General features: G+C 60.2%; 12 protein-coding genes. 5 read left to right on the forward strand and 7 right to left on the reverse strand.

Features of this window, described 5'->3' with window-relative positions; all coding sequences use genetic code 11:
- Positions 1 to 283: 283 nt before the first annotated feature.
- From HBN79_RS05080 to bioB, 7 genes are all read right to left on the reverse strand, one after another.
- Positions 284 to 2,062 carry an acyl-CoA dehydrogenase C-terminal domain-containing protein gene (locus HBN79_RS05080; RefSeq protein WP_094999914.1) on the reverse strand — a complete coding sequence of 593 codons (1,779 nt, stop codon included), beginning with the start codon at positions 2,060 to 2,062 and terminating at the stop codon, positions 284 to 286.
- A gap of 253 nt (positions 2,063 to 2,315) precedes the next feature.
- Positions 2,316 to 4,121, reverse strand: a complete 1,806-nt coding sequence (locus HBN79_RS05085) for a phenylacyl-CoA dehydrogenase (protein ID WP_094999913.1) — start codon at positions 4,119 to 4,121, stop codon at positions 2,316 to 2,318.
- Positions 4,122 to 4,386: 265 nt separating this feature from the next.
- Positions 4,387 to 5,067, reverse strand: coding sequence for a dethiobiotin synthase (bioD, locus tag HBN79_RS05090; RefSeq protein WP_094999912.1), 681 nt, complete (start codon positions 5,065 to 5,067; stop codon positions 4,387 to 4,389).
- Positions 5,064 to 5,876: a malonyl-ACP O-methyltransferase BioC gene (bioC, locus tag HBN79_RS05095; RefSeq protein WP_169916425.1), complete on the reverse strand. Its 813-nt coding sequence runs from the start codon at positions 5,874 to 5,876 to the stop codon at positions 5,064 to 5,066. Before bioC ends, bioD begins: the two co-directional genes overlap by 4 nt.
- Entirely contained in the window at positions 5,869 to 6,600 is a 732-nt protein-coding gene (locus tag HBN79_RS05100; protein WP_169916426.1) for an alpha/beta fold hydrolase, read from the reverse strand. Before HBN79_RS05100 ends, bioC begins: the two co-directional genes overlap by 8 nt.
- A complete protein-coding gene (gene bioF, locus HBN79_RS05105) occupies positions 6,593 to 7,765 on the reverse strand; it encodes an 8-amino-7-oxononanoate synthase (RefSeq protein WP_095026652.1) in 1,173 nt (390 codons plus the stop codon). The genes HBN79_RS05100 and bioF overlap by 8 nt, the downstream gene beginning before the upstream one ends.
- A 134-nt stretch (positions 7,766 to 7,899) precedes the next feature.
- A complete protein-coding gene (bioB, locus tag HBN79_RS05110) occupies positions 7,900 to 8,955 on the reverse strand; it encodes a biotin synthase BioB (protein ID WP_094999908.1) in 1,056 nt (351 codons plus the stop codon).
- Positions 8,956 to 9,042: 87 nt separating this feature from the next.
- Here bioB and HBN79_RS05115 point away from each other — a divergent pair, with 87 nt between their 5' ends.
- The 5 genes from HBN79_RS05115 to rarD all read left to right on the forward strand — a co-directional run bounded on the left by HBN79_RS05115 (position 9,043) and on the right by rarD (position 14,906).
- Positions 9,043 to 9,783 (forward strand): ComF family protein, encoded by a 741-nt coding sequence (locus HBN79_RS05115; protein WP_169916427.1) that lies wholly within the window; start codon positions 9,043 to 9,045, stop codon positions 9,781 to 9,783.
- 57 nt (positions 9,784 to 9,840) lie between these two features.
- A complete protein-coding gene (locus tag HBN79_RS05120) occupies positions 9,841 to 10,605 on the forward strand; it encodes a TOBE domain-containing protein (RefSeq protein ID WP_094999906.1) in 765 nt (254 codons plus the stop codon).
- 122 nt (positions 10,606 to 10,727) lie between these two features.
- Complete coding sequence (locus HBN79_RS05125; RefSeq protein WP_094999905.1) at positions 10,728 to 12,629, forward strand: PhoX family phosphatase; 1,902 nt, start codon at positions 10,728 to 10,730, stop codon at positions 12,627 to 12,629.
- Positions 12,630 to 12,807: 178 nt separating this feature from the next.
- Positions 12,808 to 13,782, forward strand: coding sequence for a serine/threonine protein kinase (locus HBN79_RS05130; RefSeq protein ID WP_094999904.1), 975 nt, complete (start codon positions 12,808 to 12,810; stop codon positions 13,780 to 13,782).
- Between the two features lie 236 nt (positions 13,783 to 14,018).
- Positions 14,019 to 14,906 (forward strand): EamA family transporter RarD, encoded by an 888-nt coding sequence (gene rarD / locus HBN79_RS05135; protein ID WP_094999903.1) that lies wholly within the window; start codon positions 14,019 to 14,021, stop codon positions 14,904 to 14,906.
- The last annotated feature ends 6 nt before the right edge of the window (positions 14,907 to 14,912 follow it).

Consider the following 14,912-nt stretch of genomic DNA (forward strand, 5'->3'; position numbering starts at 1 on the left):
CCGTGGTGATGCGATCGCGAGCGAGCCCGCTCCCACAGGAACTGGGAAATCGAGAAAATTCTGACGCACAAAAAAGAAAACCCCGCCGAGGCGGGGTTTTGCAGACTGTTTCCCTGACATCCTTTTCACTCCGCCATCCTGGCAGAATCCTACGTGTCCGTGTTGTTGCTTTGAGCTTCCTGCTCTACGTCCATGGAAAGTAGATTACCCCTGGATCCAATCTGCCGATATGGGAGATTGTCAGCATGTAATGTAAGCAAATGCTTACAAAACACTAAACAGGTTAAAAGTGTGCTTCGTCCAGCAGGTAAAGCGACTCGCTACCCGCCTTGACCGACGCGCTCAGCGAGTGGATACGCGGCAGCAAACGGGCGAAATAGAAGCGTGCCGTGCCCAGCTTGCTGGCATAGAAGGCTTCATCGGCCTCTTTACCCAACGCGGCCCTGGCCATCAACGCCCACATGTACGCATACGTTGTGTAACCAAAAACCTGCAGGTACTCAACGGAGGCTGCGCCGATCTCGTTCGGGTTGTTTTGCGAACGGTCCAGTACCCAGGCTGTCAACTGGTCAAGTGTGTCCAAAGCCGCCGCCAGTGGCTGGGTAAACTCGTTCAGGTCGCTGTTGGCGGTGGCGATGAACTGACGGATTTCATCAGCAAACTGGCGGTAGTAAGCCCCGTGGTTGCCAACGATCTTGCGCCCCACCAGATCCAGCGCCTGGATACCGTTGGTGCCTTCGTAGATTTGCGTGATGCGCACATCACGCACCAACTGCTCCTGGCCCCACTCGCGAATATAGCCGTGGCCGCCGAACACCTGTTGGCCATGCACGGTGGTTTCCAGGCCCAGATCAGTCAGGAAGGCCTTGGCCACCGGGGTCAGCAAAGCCACCAGGCCATCGGCGCGCTCACGCGCTGCCGGGTCTTCACTGAACTTGGCGATATCCAGCTGGTTGGCAACATAAGTAGAGAAGGCCCGACCGCCTTCGTTCGAGGCCTTCATGGTCAGCAGCATGCGTCGGACGTCGGCGTGAACGATGATCGGGTCCGCCACTTTATCCTTGGCCACTGCGCCTGTTGCAGCGCGTCCCTGCAAGCGATCGCGGGCATATTCCACGGCGTTCTGATACGAACGCTCACCCGAAGCCAGGCCCTGGATGCCAACGCCCAGACGCTCATAGTTCATCATGGTGAACATGGCGGCCAAGCCACGGTTGGGCTCTCCCACCAGGTAGCCGACAGCTTCATCGAAGTTCATCACACAGGTGGCCGAAGCCTGAATACCCATCTTGTGCTCGATAGAGCCGCAGGTCACCGGGTTGCGCTCACCCAGGCTGCCATCGGCATTGACCATGAACTTGGGCACCAGAAACAGCGAGATGCCTTTAGGCCCCGCAGGCGCGTCCGGCAATTTGGCCAGTACCAGATGGATAATGTTTTCGGTCAGGTCGTGCTCACCACCGGTGATGAAAATCTTGGTGCCGCTGACTTTGTAGGAACCATCCACCTGAGGCTCGGCTTTTGTCCGAATAATCCCCAGATCAGTACCCGCATGGGGCTCGGTCAAACACATGGAACCCGCCCACACACCCGAGTACATATTCGGCAAATAGGTCGTTTTCAATGCTTCGCTGGCGTGCGCGTTGATCGACACACAGGCGCCGGCGGTCAACATCGGGTACAGGCCGAACGACAGGCTGGAGGAGTTGATCATCTCTTCGACCTGGGCCGACACAGCCTTGGGCATGCCCATGCCGCCGAACTGCGGGTCGCCGCCCACACCCACCCAACCGCCTTCGGCGTAGGTGCGATAGGCATCGACAAAACCGGCCGGGGTGGTCACTGCACCATTGTCCCAGTGGCAGCCTTCCTCATCACCACTGCGGCTCAGCGGCGCGATGCTTTTCGCGGTGACCTTACCCGCTTCTTCGAGAATGGCTTCAACCGTTTCAGCATCTACGGTCTCTGCCAACGCAGGCAATTGCGCCCAGAGCTTGGCGACCTCAAAGACTTCATTGAGGACGAAGCGCATATCGCGCAGGGGCGCTTTGTAGTCAGCCATGGCAAACCTCGTAATCTGTAAACGGCGATTATTAATGTAGGACCCAGTCTAGCTTAACGACGATAGCGATACATAGGGTCATGCTGTGACTAATGTACATGTTTTGGTCGAGAGCATATCTGATGTGGGAGCGAGCCTGCTCGCGAGGGCTTTCGCGAGCAGGCTCGCTCCCACAGAAAGTTAAGGCGCACCAAAACTAAAAAAGCCGCCTCCCCAAAAGGAGAAGCGGCTTTGCAAGATGACCCGCCGAGGCTTAGTAGCCCAGGTCGAAGTCTTCTTCTTTCATGTCCATCAGGTTGGCAGCGCCCGACAGCATGGTGGCAACGTGCGCGCGGGTACGCGGCAGGATGCGCTGGAAGTAGAAGCGGGCCGTTTGCAGCTTGGCTTTATAGAACGCTTCTTCGGACGTGCCGGCCGCCAGCTTTTCAGCTGCCAGGCGCGCCATGTCAGCCCAGAAGTAAGCCAGGCAGGCATAACCGGAGTACATCAGGTAGTCGACCGAGGCCGCACCCACTTCTTCACGGTCTTTCATCGCGGCCATACCGACCTTCATGGTCAGCTCGCCCCATTCCTTGTTCAGCGCAGCCAGTGGCGTGACGAACTCGTTGAGTACGTCGTTGCCTTCGTTGCTCTGGCAGAACTTGTGCACGATCTTGGTGAAGCCCTTGAGCGCCTCGCCCTGGGTCATCAGCACTTTACGGCCCAGCAGGTCGAGTGCCTGGATGCCGGTGGTGCCTTCGTACAGCATCGAAATGCGGCTGTCGCGAACGTTCTGCTCCATGCCCCACTCGGCGATAAAGCCGTGGCCGCCGTAGATTTGCACGCCGTGGTTGGCGGACTCAAAACCGACTTCAGTCATAAAGGCTTTGGCGATCGGTGTCATGAAGGCCAGCAGTGCGTCAGCTTTCTTCTTCTCTTCTTCATCAACGCCGTATTTGACGATGTCGACTTGCTTGGCGGTGAAGTACACCATCGCACGGTTGCCTTCGGCGAATGCCTTGGTGGTCAACAGCATGCGACGTACGTCCGGGTGAACGATGATCGGGTCAGCCGCCTTTTCAGGCGCCTTCGGGCCGGTCAACGAACGCATCTGCAGACGGTCACGAGCGTATTTCAGGCCGCCCTGGAAGGCGATTTCAGCGTGGGACAGGCCTTGCAGCGCGGTGCCCAGACGTGCGGTGTTCATAAAGGTGAACATGCAGTTCAGGCCTTTGTTCGGCGGGCCGATCAGGTAGCCGGTGGCGCCGTCGAAGTTCATCACGCAGGTGGCGTTACCGTGGATGCCCATTTTGTGCTCAAGCGAGCCACAGGACACGGCGTTGCGCTCACCGATGCTGCCATCGGCGTTGGCGTTGAACTTGGGCACGATAAACAGCGAAATGCCTTTGGTGCCAGCCGGTGCATCCGGCAGGCGAGCCAGCACGATGTGCACGATGTTATCGGCCATATCGTGTTCACCGGCCGAGATAAAGATCTTGGTGCCGGAAATCTTGTAGGAACCGTCAGCCTGAGGTTCAGCCTTGGTGCGCAGCAGGCCCAGGTCAGTACCGCAGTGCGATTCGGTCAGGCACATGGTGCCGGTCCATTCGCCGGTCACCAGCTTGGTCAGGTAGGTCTCTTGCTGCTCGGGGGTGCCGTGCTCGGAGATGGTGTTCATCGCACCATGGGACAGGCCAGGGTACATGCCCCACGACCAGTTGGCTGCACCGACCATTTCGCTCACGGCCAGGCCCAGCGATTCCGGCAGGCCTTGACCACCGTGCTCTACGTCGTGAGCCAGGCTCGGCCAGCCGCCTTCAACGAATTGTTTGTAGGCTTCTTTGAAGCCTGTAGGGGTTTTAACCCCGGTTTCGCTCCAGGTGCAGCCTTCGATGTCACCCACGCGGTTCAGAGGTGCCAGCACCTGCTCACAAAACTTGGCGCCTTCTTCAAGAATGGCGTCAACCATATCTGGAGTGGCGTCCTGGCAAGCCGGCAGGCTCTGATAGTGCGCTTCGTAACCGAGCAGTTCGTCACGAACGAAGCGAATATCACGCAAGGGGGCCTTGTAGTCAGGCATAGCGATAAACCTCTGCTGATGAAACCGGGGATGAACAACCGCGTGGATTTGTTATGGCGGTCAAACAGGTGTTTGAAACATACGTTTACGCCTATTTATTGTCAAGCAGCGCGAAGCCGCCGTTCGTCTTGGGTCGGATTTGTCTGATCAAGGGAGGGGATATTTTTGGGGTGGGCTTGCTCGCAATACAGCCGGTTCGGACAGTCAGGCAGACCGAGGCGAGGCCATCGCGAGCAAGCCCGCTCCCACAGATTAAAGCGGTGTATCAGTCCAGCAAATCCAGTTGCAGGTATTCAGCCACGGACTGCGCCGACGCTGATTTGAGTTTAGGCACACGCCCAAGGCAAGGCGCGGGCAATCGCTCCGCCAGGGTGGCGAGGTTTTCTTCCAGGCGTGAGGTTTTCGGGCCAATGATATTGGCGACCCAGCCAGCCAGCTGCAGGCCATCACGGGCAATCGCCTCGGCGGTCAACAGTGCATGGCTGATACAGCCCAGACGCACGCCCACCACCAGGATTACCGGCAGGTCCAGCGCCTGTGCCAACTCCGACAAACTGTCCTGACCGGACAACGGCACGCGCCAGCCGCCGGCGCCTTCAATCAGGGTGAAGTCGGCCTTTTGACCCAGAATGTGCTGCATCGGCTCCAGCAGCGAGCGCACCGTCAGTACCACCCCGGCTTCACGCGCCGCAATATGCGGGGCGATGGCCGGCTCGAACGCCACCGGGTTGACCTCGTCATAACTCAACTTGATCGAGCTCTCGGCCATCAATGCCAGTGCGTCAGCATTGCGCAATCCCTGGGGAGTGACTTCACAACCCGAGGCAACCGGCTTGCCCGCGGCCGTACTCAGCCCGGCCGTGCGCGCGGCATACAGAAAACCTGCCGCCACCGTGGTTTTGCCTACATCTGTGTCCGTACCGGTGATGAAGTACGCTGGGCTCATCGCGCTTTCTCCAGAATGCCGTAGACCGCCTGATAAGTCGCCGGTAACCCCAGCGGCTGACGAAACTGCTCGTAGGCGCCAACCAGCCCCTGAACCCGCGCCCTGCCGGTCAGCCCCTCAGGACGTCCCGGGTTGAGATTATGTGCACCGAGCGCTTTAAGCTCATGGGTCAACTGGCGTACTTGCGGGTAGTGCAGCACATGCGGCTGATTCTGCAAGCCGAGTACCTGCAGACCGCTGTCGGCGCAAAGCTGCTGATAGGCCGTGAACTCACGAAAACGATTGACGTGAGCCTGGCCGTCGACTGCCCGCCAGCTATCACGCAGCTCATTCAAGGTGCCCACGCACAAACTGGTAAAGGCCAGGACCCCACCGGGTTTGAGCACACGCTGCGCCTCATTCAGCACCGCGCGAAAATCAGCACACCATTGCAGCGCCAGGCTGGAGAAAATCAGATCACAACTGTTTGATTGCAGCGGCAGGTTTTCGGCATCGCCAGCGATAAAATGCTGTGCCCCGCCCAAAGGCCGGGCATACGCCAGCATGCCTTGGGCAATATCCAGTGCCACCCCCTGACTATGGGTAAAGCGCTGACCCAGCACGCGGCTGAAATAACCTGTGCCACTGCCCAGATCCAGCCAGCGCTGCGGGCTCAAATCCTGCGGTAAACGGGCCATCAGCTCATGGCCAACGTCACGCTGCAATTGGGCGACGCTGTCGTAACTGGCGGCCGCACGGGAAAACGAGACAGCCACTTGACGCTTGTTCGGCAAGCTGGCCGCAAGCATCGCAATACTCAAATCATTCATCGCCCGACTCGTGTAAAAAAGCCTGAATCGCCGCCGCCAGTTCGTGCGGGGCTTCCAGTAAAAATGCATGACAGGCCTGTTCAATCAGACCCACTTCGACATCGGGTAACAGCGCCAGCACATCACTTGCCGCCTGCTCCGGAACCAGCGCATCAAGCCCCGCAAACAGGTGCAATTGCGGCCCGTTGAAACGCTGCAAGGCTGCCCGCGTATCCAGCCTGCAGAGCAATTCAAGGCCGGCCGACAAGGCATCGGGCTGAGCATTGGGTGCGCCGGCCAGCAGCAGGCTGGCAAGCGCCCGCGGCTCATCCGAGCCCTGGCTGCAGAGCAGGCAAAAACGTTTGAGCGTGGTATTCGGCGCATCACCAAAACCGCTCAGGAACGGCTCGAACGTGGAGACAGGCATGGCGCCTGGCCAATCCGCGCGACTGACAAAGCTCGGGTTGCTGGCCAAGGTAACCAGCCCGCAGCAGCGATCGCCGCGACGCGCAGCCAGCTCGCTGGCAAGCATCCCGCCCAGCGACCATCCACCCAGCCAGACGTTGTCGGGCAGGGTCGCGTCGAGTTCATCGAGCCAGTCGTCAAGAGCGGTGGACAGCAGCACCGGTAGCGGTTCGATTTCGACCCGCAAGTGCTCGTCCAGCCCGCGCAAGGCCTCGGCCAGAGGCTCCAGAGGTGAAACCCCCAGGCCCCAGCCCGGCAGCAGAATCAAACGATCACGCATGAGCAGGCTCCAACGTACGCCAACAGTCGTCGAGTGCCGTTAACAATAGCTGTACCTGTGCTTCTGTGTGGGCGGCCGACAGTGTCACGCGCAAACGGGCGCTGCCTGCGGGGACAGTGGGCGGGCGGATTGCAGTCACCAGCAAGCCGCGCTCGCGCAGCCTCTGCGACAGGCGAAGGGCTTGGCCACTGTCACCGATCATGATCGGCTGGATCGGCGTAAAGCTGTCCATCAACTGCAGGCCAATTTGCTCGGCACCAAGGCGAAACTGAGCAATCAACTTGTTCAGATGCTCACGGCGCCAATGCTCGGTGCGCAGCAGCTCAAGGCTTTTGAGCGTCGCACAGGCCAGCGCCGGAGGCTGGCTGGTGGTGTAGATGTAAGGTCGGGCGAACTGGATCAGGCTTTCGATCAGTTCTTCGCTGCCCGCGACAAATGCACCGCTGGTGCCAAATGCCTTGCCCAGCGTTCCTACCAGTACCGGCACATCGTCAGCACTCAGGCCAAAATGTTCGGCAATCCCGCCGCCATTGGCGCCCAACGGACCAAAACCGTGGGCATCGTCTACCATCAACCAGGCACCCTTGGCCCTGGTTTCACGGGCCAGAGCGGGGAGGTCGGCCAGATCGCCGTCCATGCTGAATACGCCATCGGTGACCACCAGCGTACTGCCGCTGGCTTTTTCCAGACGCTTGGCAAGGCTACTTGCATCGTTATGCAGGTAGCGGTTGAAGCGCGCCCCGCTCAACAAACCGGCATCCAGCAGGGAGGCATGGTTGAGGCGGTCTTCCAGCACCGTATCGCCTTGCCCGACCAACGCGGTGACGGCTCCCATGTTGGCCATGTATCCGTTACTGAACAGCAGCGCACGCGGGCGACCGGTGAACTCGGCCAGGGCCTCCTCCAGTGCGTGGTGCGGGGTGCTGTGACCGATGACCAGATGCGACGCACCGCCGCCTACGCCCCAGCGCGATGCTCCCGCTTGCCAGGCTTCAATCACTTGCGGGTGACTGGCCAGGCCCAGGTAGTCGTTATTGCAGAAGGCGAGCAGAGGCTTGCCATCGACCACCACCTGCGGCCCTTGCGGGCTTTCTAGCAACGGGCGCTGGCGATACAGGTTATCGGCGCGGCGTGCGGCCAGCCGGGAGCGTAGATCGAATGACATGCTGACTATAATCCCTTGTAGCCGCTGGCGCAGGCTGCGATGGGCAGCGAAGCGGCCCCGGCTTCGGTATTGAAAGCGAAGGTCCTGCGGACCTTATCGCAGCCTGCGGCAACGACTACAGGCCTGCACGGTGGTTAAACCACAGCGTTATAGAACTGCTCGCTGGACTTCTGATCCCTAAGCGCGTGCTCTATCGCCGCCTGATGCACCTCGTCGGCGTGATCTTTACCCTCCTCCGGCAGAATGCCCAAACGGCTGAACAGCCGCATGTCCTTGTCTGCCTGCGGGTTGGCCGTGGTCAGCAGTTTGTCGCCGTAAAAGATAGAGTTGGCCCCGGCAAAGAACGCCAGCGCCTGCATTTGTTCGTTCATTGCCTCACGACCTGCCGACAGGCGTACATGGCTCAGAGGCATCATGATCCGCGCTACTGCCAGCATGCGGATGAAATCAAAGGGGTCGATGTCTTCGGCGTTCTCCATCGGCGTGCCGGCCACTTTCACCAGCATGTTGATGGGCACCGATTCCGGGTGCTCAGGCAGATTGGCCAGCTGGATCAGCAGGTTGGCGCGGTCGTCCAGCGACTCGCCCATGCCCAGGATGCCACCGGAGCAGATTTTCATCCCGCTGTCGCGCACGTAACTCAGGGTTTGCAGGCGTTCGCTGTAGGTCCGCGTGGTGATGATGCTGGTGTAGAACTCGGGCGAGGTGTCGAGGTTGTGGTTGTAGTAGTCGAGACCGGCATGGGCCAGTGCAGCGGTCTGCTCCTGATCAAGCTTGCCCAGGGTCATGCAGGTTTCCAGGCCCATGGCCTTCACCCCTTTGACCATTTCCAACACGTAGGGCATGTCTTTGGCCGAAGGGTGCTTCCAGGCTGCGCCCATGCAAAAACGGGTGGCACCGATGTCCTTGGCCCGCTGTGCTTCTTCAAGCACCTTCTGCACCTGCATCAGCTTCTCTTTGGCCAGGCCGGTGTTGTAGTGGCCCGACTGCGGACAATATTTGCAATCTTCCGGGCAGGCCCCGGTCTTGATCGATAACAGCGTCGAAACTTGAACCCGGTTGGCATTGAAATGCTTGCGGTGAACGGTCTGCGCCTCGAAAAGCAGGTCGTTGAAAGGCTGGGTGAACATCGCCCGGACTTCGGCTAATGACCAATCATGTCGCAAGTTGGCAAGGCTGCTGGCGCTCATCGGCGTTTCTCTTGTTTATGCTTTGACTAGAACCCGAGGCAAAAAACCCAGGCACGGCACGGATATCGGCATGTTTAAGGATGTGACATGAACTGTCAACCACTATGGATTCGATTGGTTTACAATTGGTTAATAAACAACCAGTCATGTTTGTTGTGTGACGAGCGCGCCCGTACAGAGCAGGCCCTGTGCGTCGCCTGCGAACTGGAACTGCCCTGGCTGGGTGACCGTTGCCAGCGCTGCGCTTTGCCGCTGCCCATGGCGGGGCTGGTTTGCGGCCATTGCATCAGACAGCCACCCGCCTTCGAACGTGTTCATGCACCTTGGGTGTATGGCTTTCCGATCGACAGCCTGATCGTGCGCTTCAAGCACCACAGCAAATGGCCCTACGGCCGCCTTTTGGCCGAAATTCTTGGGCAATCACTGCTTGATAGCTTCAACATGGGTGAACCTCAACCTGACGCCCTGCTGCCGGTACCCCTGTCCACCAAACGCTTGCGTGAGCGTGGCTATAACCAGGCCGGGATGCTGGGGGATTGGCTCGGCAAGCAGTTGTGCATCCCCTGCCAGCCGCACTGGCTGCTGCGTTCGCGGAACACCGCTGCGCAACAGGATCTGGACGCCAAAACCCGCAAACGCAACCTGCGCCACGCATTCAGCCTCGCGCCAGGGGTGCAGGTGAATGGCTTGCATCTGGCCCTGATCGATGACGTGCTGACCACCGGCGCCACGGCAGAAAGCCTGGCGCGCCTGTTGCTCAAGGGTGGGGCGCGGCGGGTCGATGTGTATTGCCTGGCGCGCACGCCAAAACCTGATGGGCTTGCTTGACGTCTCCCCGTGGAGCAGGCACTTTTCGGGCACTCCCCGTCTTGCGAACCTGTCTTCATGCACCTGCCTGCCCTGCTTGCCCAGCATATTGTCCACCGCCCGCAACGTATTGCCCTGTTGCAACACATCGCCGAGCAGGGCTCGATCACGGCTGCCGCCAAAAGTGCGGGCATCAGCTACAAGGCTGCGTGGGATGCCATCGATGAGCTGAACAACCTGGCGCAAACCCCCTTGGTGCAGCGCAGCATTGGCGGCAAGGGCGGAGGCGGCGCCCGGTTGTCCGTGGCCGGTGAGCGGGTGCTGCGCCTTTATCAGCGCTTGCAGGCATTACAGGCTCAGGTGCTGGACGCCGCCGAAGACGCCCGGGATCTCGACCTGCTCGGCCGCCTGATGTTGCGTACCAGCGCCCGTAACCAGTTGCACGGTACCGTGATTGCCATCCACAGGCATGGTCACAACGATCTGATTGACCTTGAGTTGCCCGGTGGCCTGACCTTGCAGGCGCAAATCACCCACGACAGCACCCAGCACCTGGAACTGGCGATCAATAGCCCGGCGGTGGCACTGATTAAAGCGGGCTGGCTGCAGTTGATCGACGTCGCACAAGTGCCCAGCCCCGAACACAATCACCTGCACGGGCAGATCCAACAGATCCTGCACATCGCCGACGGCCCCAGTGAAGTACGCATCAGCCTGCCTGGCGGCCAGACGCTGTGTGCGCTGACCGAACCGCAACACCTTGAAACACTTGGACTGGCCGTGGGCAGTACGGCACAGGTGCAGTTTGCGCCGACGCTGGTGTTGCTGGGCACAGCGCTCTAAACCGCTGCCCTCATCCCAATCTTCTCCAGGAGGGAGAGGGGCTTTTCAAACAAAAACTGAAACATCCCTGTCATACCCGCTGCTTATGGTGTCTGCCAAAACCGTTGCCAGACGAGCCAGCCATGAGCCTATTAGAAGAAAACCAATCCACCGACCTTGAGCAGATCATCGGCCTGAGCCGTCGGGGCTTTATCAGTGCGGGCGCCTTGTGTGGTGCGGCGATGTTCCTCGGCGGCGGCCTGCTTGGTCGCAGCGCCCTGGCGGCCGGGGTCAGCGCCGCCAACAGCAACCTGCTGGGGTTCGACAGCATCAACGCAGCCACCACCGACACCATCAGCCTGCCGCCCGGCTACCGTTCCTCGGTGCTCATCAGCTGGGGTCAGCCGCTGCAGGCCAAAGGCCCGGCGTTTGACCCTTCCGGTAAAGGCACCGCCAGCGAGCAGGAAGTGCAATTTGGCGACAACAATGACGGCATGAGCCTGTTCGCCTTCCCCGATGACCCGAACCGGGCCCTCATGGCGATCAACAACGAATACACCAACTACCGCTACCTCTACCCTCACGGTGGCTCGCCCACTTCCCTTGAAGAAGTGCGCAAGGCCCTGGCCAGTGAAGGCGTGTCGGTGATCGAAATCCAGCGCAAGGGCGACAGCTGGCAGTTTGTTCAGGGCTCACCCTTTAACCGGCGCATCCACGGCAACACGCCGATCCGCCTCAGCGGTCCCGCGGCGGGCCACGAACTGCTGCGCACCCGGGCCGATGCCACCGGCAGCCGTGCCCTGGGCACGTTCCAGAACTGCGCCAACGGCAAAACCCCGTGGGGCACTTATCTGACGTGCGAAGAAAACTTCACTGATTGTTTCGGCAGCTCTGATGCCAAGCAAACCTTCGACACCGCGCAAAAGCGCTATGGTGCCGTGGCGGCCAGCAAGGATATCAACTGGCACCAACACGACCCGCGCTTCGACCTGGCACTCAACCCCAACGAACTCAACCGTCACGGCTGGGTAGTGGAAATCGACCCGTTCGACCCGCTTTCAACACCGGTCAAACGCACCGCCCTGGGCCGTTTCAAACACGAAAACGCCGCCCTGGCCGAAACCGGCGACGGTCGTGCCGTGGTCTATATGGGCGACGATGAACGCGGCGAGTTCATCTACAAATTTATCAGCCGCGACAAGATCGACCACCAGAACCCCAAGGCCAATCGCGACCTGCTCGACCACGGCACGCTTTATGTGGCGCGCTTTGACAATGGCGACAGCAACCCTGATCGCCCCAAGGGCCAGGGCCAGTGGCTTGAACTGAGTCACGGCAAAAACGGCATTGATGCCGACCATGGTTTCGCCAGCCAGGCCGATACCCTGATCCATGCCCGCCTGGCAGGCAGCACAGTCGGCGCCACACGCATGGACCGCCCGGAATGGATAGTGGTCAGCCCCAAAGACGGCCAGGTTTATTGCACCCTGACCAACAACGTCAAACGTGGCGAGGATGGACAACCGGCTGGCGGACCCAACCCACGTGAGAAAAACGTCTACGGACAAATCCTGCGCTGGAACGCCCATAAGGGTGATCACGGCTCGGACACCTTTGACTGGGACCTGTTCGTGGTGGCCGGCAACCCGGCAGTGCACGGCAAAACGGCCAAAGGTGGCTCGGCCAACATCACCCCGCAAAACATGTTCAACAGCCCCGACGGCCTGGGTTTCGACGACGCAGGGCGCTTGTGGATCCTCACCGACGGCGATGCCAGTAACAGCGGTGACTTTGCCGGCATGGGCAATAACCAGATGCTCTGCGCCGACCCGGCCAGCGGTGAAATCCGCCGCTTCATGGTCGGGCCGATTGGCTGTGAAGTCACCGGCATCAGCTTCTCGCCCGACCACAAAACCCTGTTCGTTGGTATTCAGCACCCCGGCGAAAACGGCGGATCCACCTTCCCCGAGCATCTGCCCAACGGCAAACCGCGTTCTTCGGTCATGGCCATCAGCCGTGAAGACGGCGGTATCGTCGGCGCCTGACCCTTTCGGTGTGGGAGCGGTCTTGCTCGCGATCGGGTTGGTGCGATTTAACTGACAGACCGCAGCGCCTGCATCGTGAGCAAGCCCGCTCCCACAGCGGATTAAGTCGCCTTCCGGGCCCCGGTCTGCGCTAACATGCATGGCCGGACGCGGCAGCCTGCTGCGCGCAGGAGTCAGCATGTCTCATCCGTTTGCAACACTTACCCCTGATCTGGTGCTCGACGCCGTCGAGAGCATCGGTTTCCTGAGCGATGCCCGCGTGTTGGCGCTCAACAGCTACGAAAACCGCGTGTATCAGGTCGGTATCGAAGACTCGCAGCCGCTGATCGCCAAGTTCTATCGCCCTCAGCGCTGGACCAACGAAGCGATCCTCGAAGAGCACCGCTTCACCTTCGAACTGGCCGACTGCGAAGTCCCGGTCGTGGCCCCGATGATTCACAACGGCCAAAGCCTGTTCGAGCACCAGGGCTTTCGCTTTACCTTGTTCCCACGCCGTGGTGGCCGTGCGCCAGAGCCGGGAAACCTCGACCAGCTGTATCGTCTCGGGCAACTGCTCGGCCGCCTGCATGCCGTAGGCGCAACCAAGCCGTTCGAACACCGCGAAGCACTGGGCGTGAAAAACTTCGGTCACGACTCACTGACCACTCTGCTCGAAGGCAACTTCATACCGCGCAGCCTGCTCCCGGCCTACGAGTCCGTCGCCCGCGACCTGCTCAAGCGCGTTGAAGACGTCTACGCCGCCACCCCGCACACCAACATCCGCATGCATGGTGATTGCCACCCCGGCAACATGATGTGCCGCGACGAAGTGTTCCATATCGTCGACCTCGATGACTGCCGCATGGGCCCTGCGGTGCAGGATTTGTGGATGATGCTCGCCGGTGATCGCCAGGAATGCCTGGGCCAGCTGTCAGAGTTGATGGACGGCTACAGCGAATTTCATGACTTCAACCCCCGCGAACTAGCGTTGATCGAGCCGCTGCGCGCTTTGCGCCTGATGCACTACAGTGCCTGGCTGGCGCGACGCTGGGACGACCCGGCCTTCCCCCACAGCTTCCCGTGGTTTGGTACCGAACGCTACTGGGGCGACCAGATCCTGGCATTGCGTGAACAGCTTTCAGCACTCAATGAGGAGCCGCTGAAATTGTTCTGACGCCATGTATGTGGCTCTTGCAGGAGCGGGCTTGCTCGCGATTGGCTCGATGCGGTTTAACTGTCAGACCGCAGCGCCCGCATCGCGAGCAAGCCCGCTCCCACAGAAAATCCGGGACCGCTGCTGGTGCAAAAACAACTGTCTGCCTTGCAAATCTCCTGCACGACACGCCTGCAAAACCTGCTTACAATCCTGACTTCTTCCGTGTCTGTTAGTTGCCTAAGCAAGGATTCTGCATGCAAGCCGCCAACCCGCGCCGCGGGTATATTTTAGGCCTCACGGCCTATGTCATCTGGGGCATCTTCCCGCTCTACTTCAAACTGCTGGCCAGCGTTCCGGCGGCCGAAATCATCGTCAACCGGGTGCTTTGGTCGGCCTTGTTCGGCTCGTTGCTGCTGCTGGTGTGGAAGCACCCCGGCTGGTGGCAGGAACTGCGCGACAACCCCAAACGCCTGGGCGTGCTGACCATCAGCGGCCTGCTGATTGCCGCCAACTGGCTGACCTATGTATGGGCCGTAAATAACGACCGCATGGTCGAAGCCAGCCTGGGCTATTACATCAACCCGCTGGTAAACGTATTGCTCGGCATGTTGCTGCTGGGCGAACGCCTGCGCCGCTTGCAGTGGATTGCCGTAGGCCTGGCAGCTGCGGGCGTGGCACAACAAGTGTGGCAAGTGGGCAGCCTGCCGTGGGTATCGCTGGTGCTGGCGCTGACGTTTGGCTTTTACGGGCTGATTCGCAAGCAAGCACCGGTCAAGGCGCTGCCGGGGCTGGTGGTAGAAACCTGGATCCTGGTCCCGGTTGCCATCGGCTGGCTGTTGCTGCATCCGGAAGCCAACAGCGCCCACGTTGACTTCTGGAGTACCTCAGAGGCCTGGCTGCTGGTATTTGCCGGCCCGGCCACGCTGATACCCTTGGTCAGTTTCAACGCCGCCGCACGACATCTGCCCTACACGACCCTGGGCTTTATGCAGTACATCGCGCCGACGCTGGTGCTGATCCTGGCGGTCTGGGTGTATGGCGAACACCTGTCCGAAAGCACCTTGATCGCCTTTGCGTTTATCTGGGCCGGGCTGGTGGTGTACAGCCTCGATGCCTGGTTCAGCCTGCGCCAGCGCAGCTGAACCGGC

Source organism: Pseudomonas sp. WS 5051, from assembly GCF_012985715.1.
In the GTDB taxonomy this organism is placed as follows: Bacteria; Pseudomonadota; Gammaproteobacteria; order Pseudomonadales; family Pseudomonadaceae; genus Aquipseudomonas; species Aquipseudomonas bubulae.

Excerpts from the sequence above, each read along its gene's own strand:
- HBN79_RS05080 (WP_094999914.1), bottom strand. The coding sequence starts at position 2,062 with ATGGCTGACTACAAAGCGCCCCTGCGCGATATGCGCTTCGTCCTCAAT.
- HBN79_RS05085 (WP_094999913.1), bottom strand. The coding sequence starts at position 4,121 with ATGCCTGACTACAAGGCCCCCTTGCGTGATATTCGCTTCGTTCGTGAC.
- bioD (WP_094999912.1), bottom strand. The coding sequence starts at position 5,067 with ATGAGCCCAGCGTACTTCATCACCGGTACGGACACAGATGTAGGCAAA.
- bioC (WP_169916425.1), bottom strand. The coding sequence starts at position 5,876 with ATGAATGATTTGAGTATTGCGATGCTTGCGGCCAGCTTGCCGAACAAG.
- HBN79_RS05100 (WP_169916426.1), bottom strand. The coding sequence starts at position 6,600 with ATGCGTGATCGTTTGATTCTGCTGCCGGGCTGGGGCCTGGGGGTTTCA.
- bioF (WP_095026652.1), bottom strand. The coding sequence starts at position 7,765 with ATGTCATTCGATCTACGCTCCCGGCTGGCCGCACGCCGCGCCGATAAC.
- bioB (WP_094999908.1), bottom strand. The coding sequence starts at position 8,955 with ATGAGCGCCAGCAGCCTTGCCAACTTGCGACATGATTGGTCATTAGCC.
- HBN79_RS05115 (WP_169916427.1), top strand. The coding sequence starts at position 9,043 with ATGAACTGTCAACCACTATGGATTCGATTGGTTTACAATTGGTTAATA.
- HBN79_RS05120 (WP_094999906.1), top strand. The coding sequence starts at position 9,841 with ATGCACCTGCCTGCCCTGCTTGCCCAGCATATTGTCCACCGCCCGCAA.
- HBN79_RS05125 (WP_094999905.1), top strand. The coding sequence starts at position 10,728 with ATGAGCCTATTAGAAGAAAACCAATCCACCGACCTTGAGCAGATCATC.
- HBN79_RS05130 (WP_094999904.1), top strand. The coding sequence starts at position 12,808 with ATGTCTCATCCGTTTGCAACACTTACCCCTGATCTGGTGCTCGACGCC.
- rarD (WP_094999903.1), top strand. The coding sequence starts at position 14,019 with ATGCAAGCCGCCAACCCGCGCCGCGGGTATATTTTAGGCCTCACGGCC.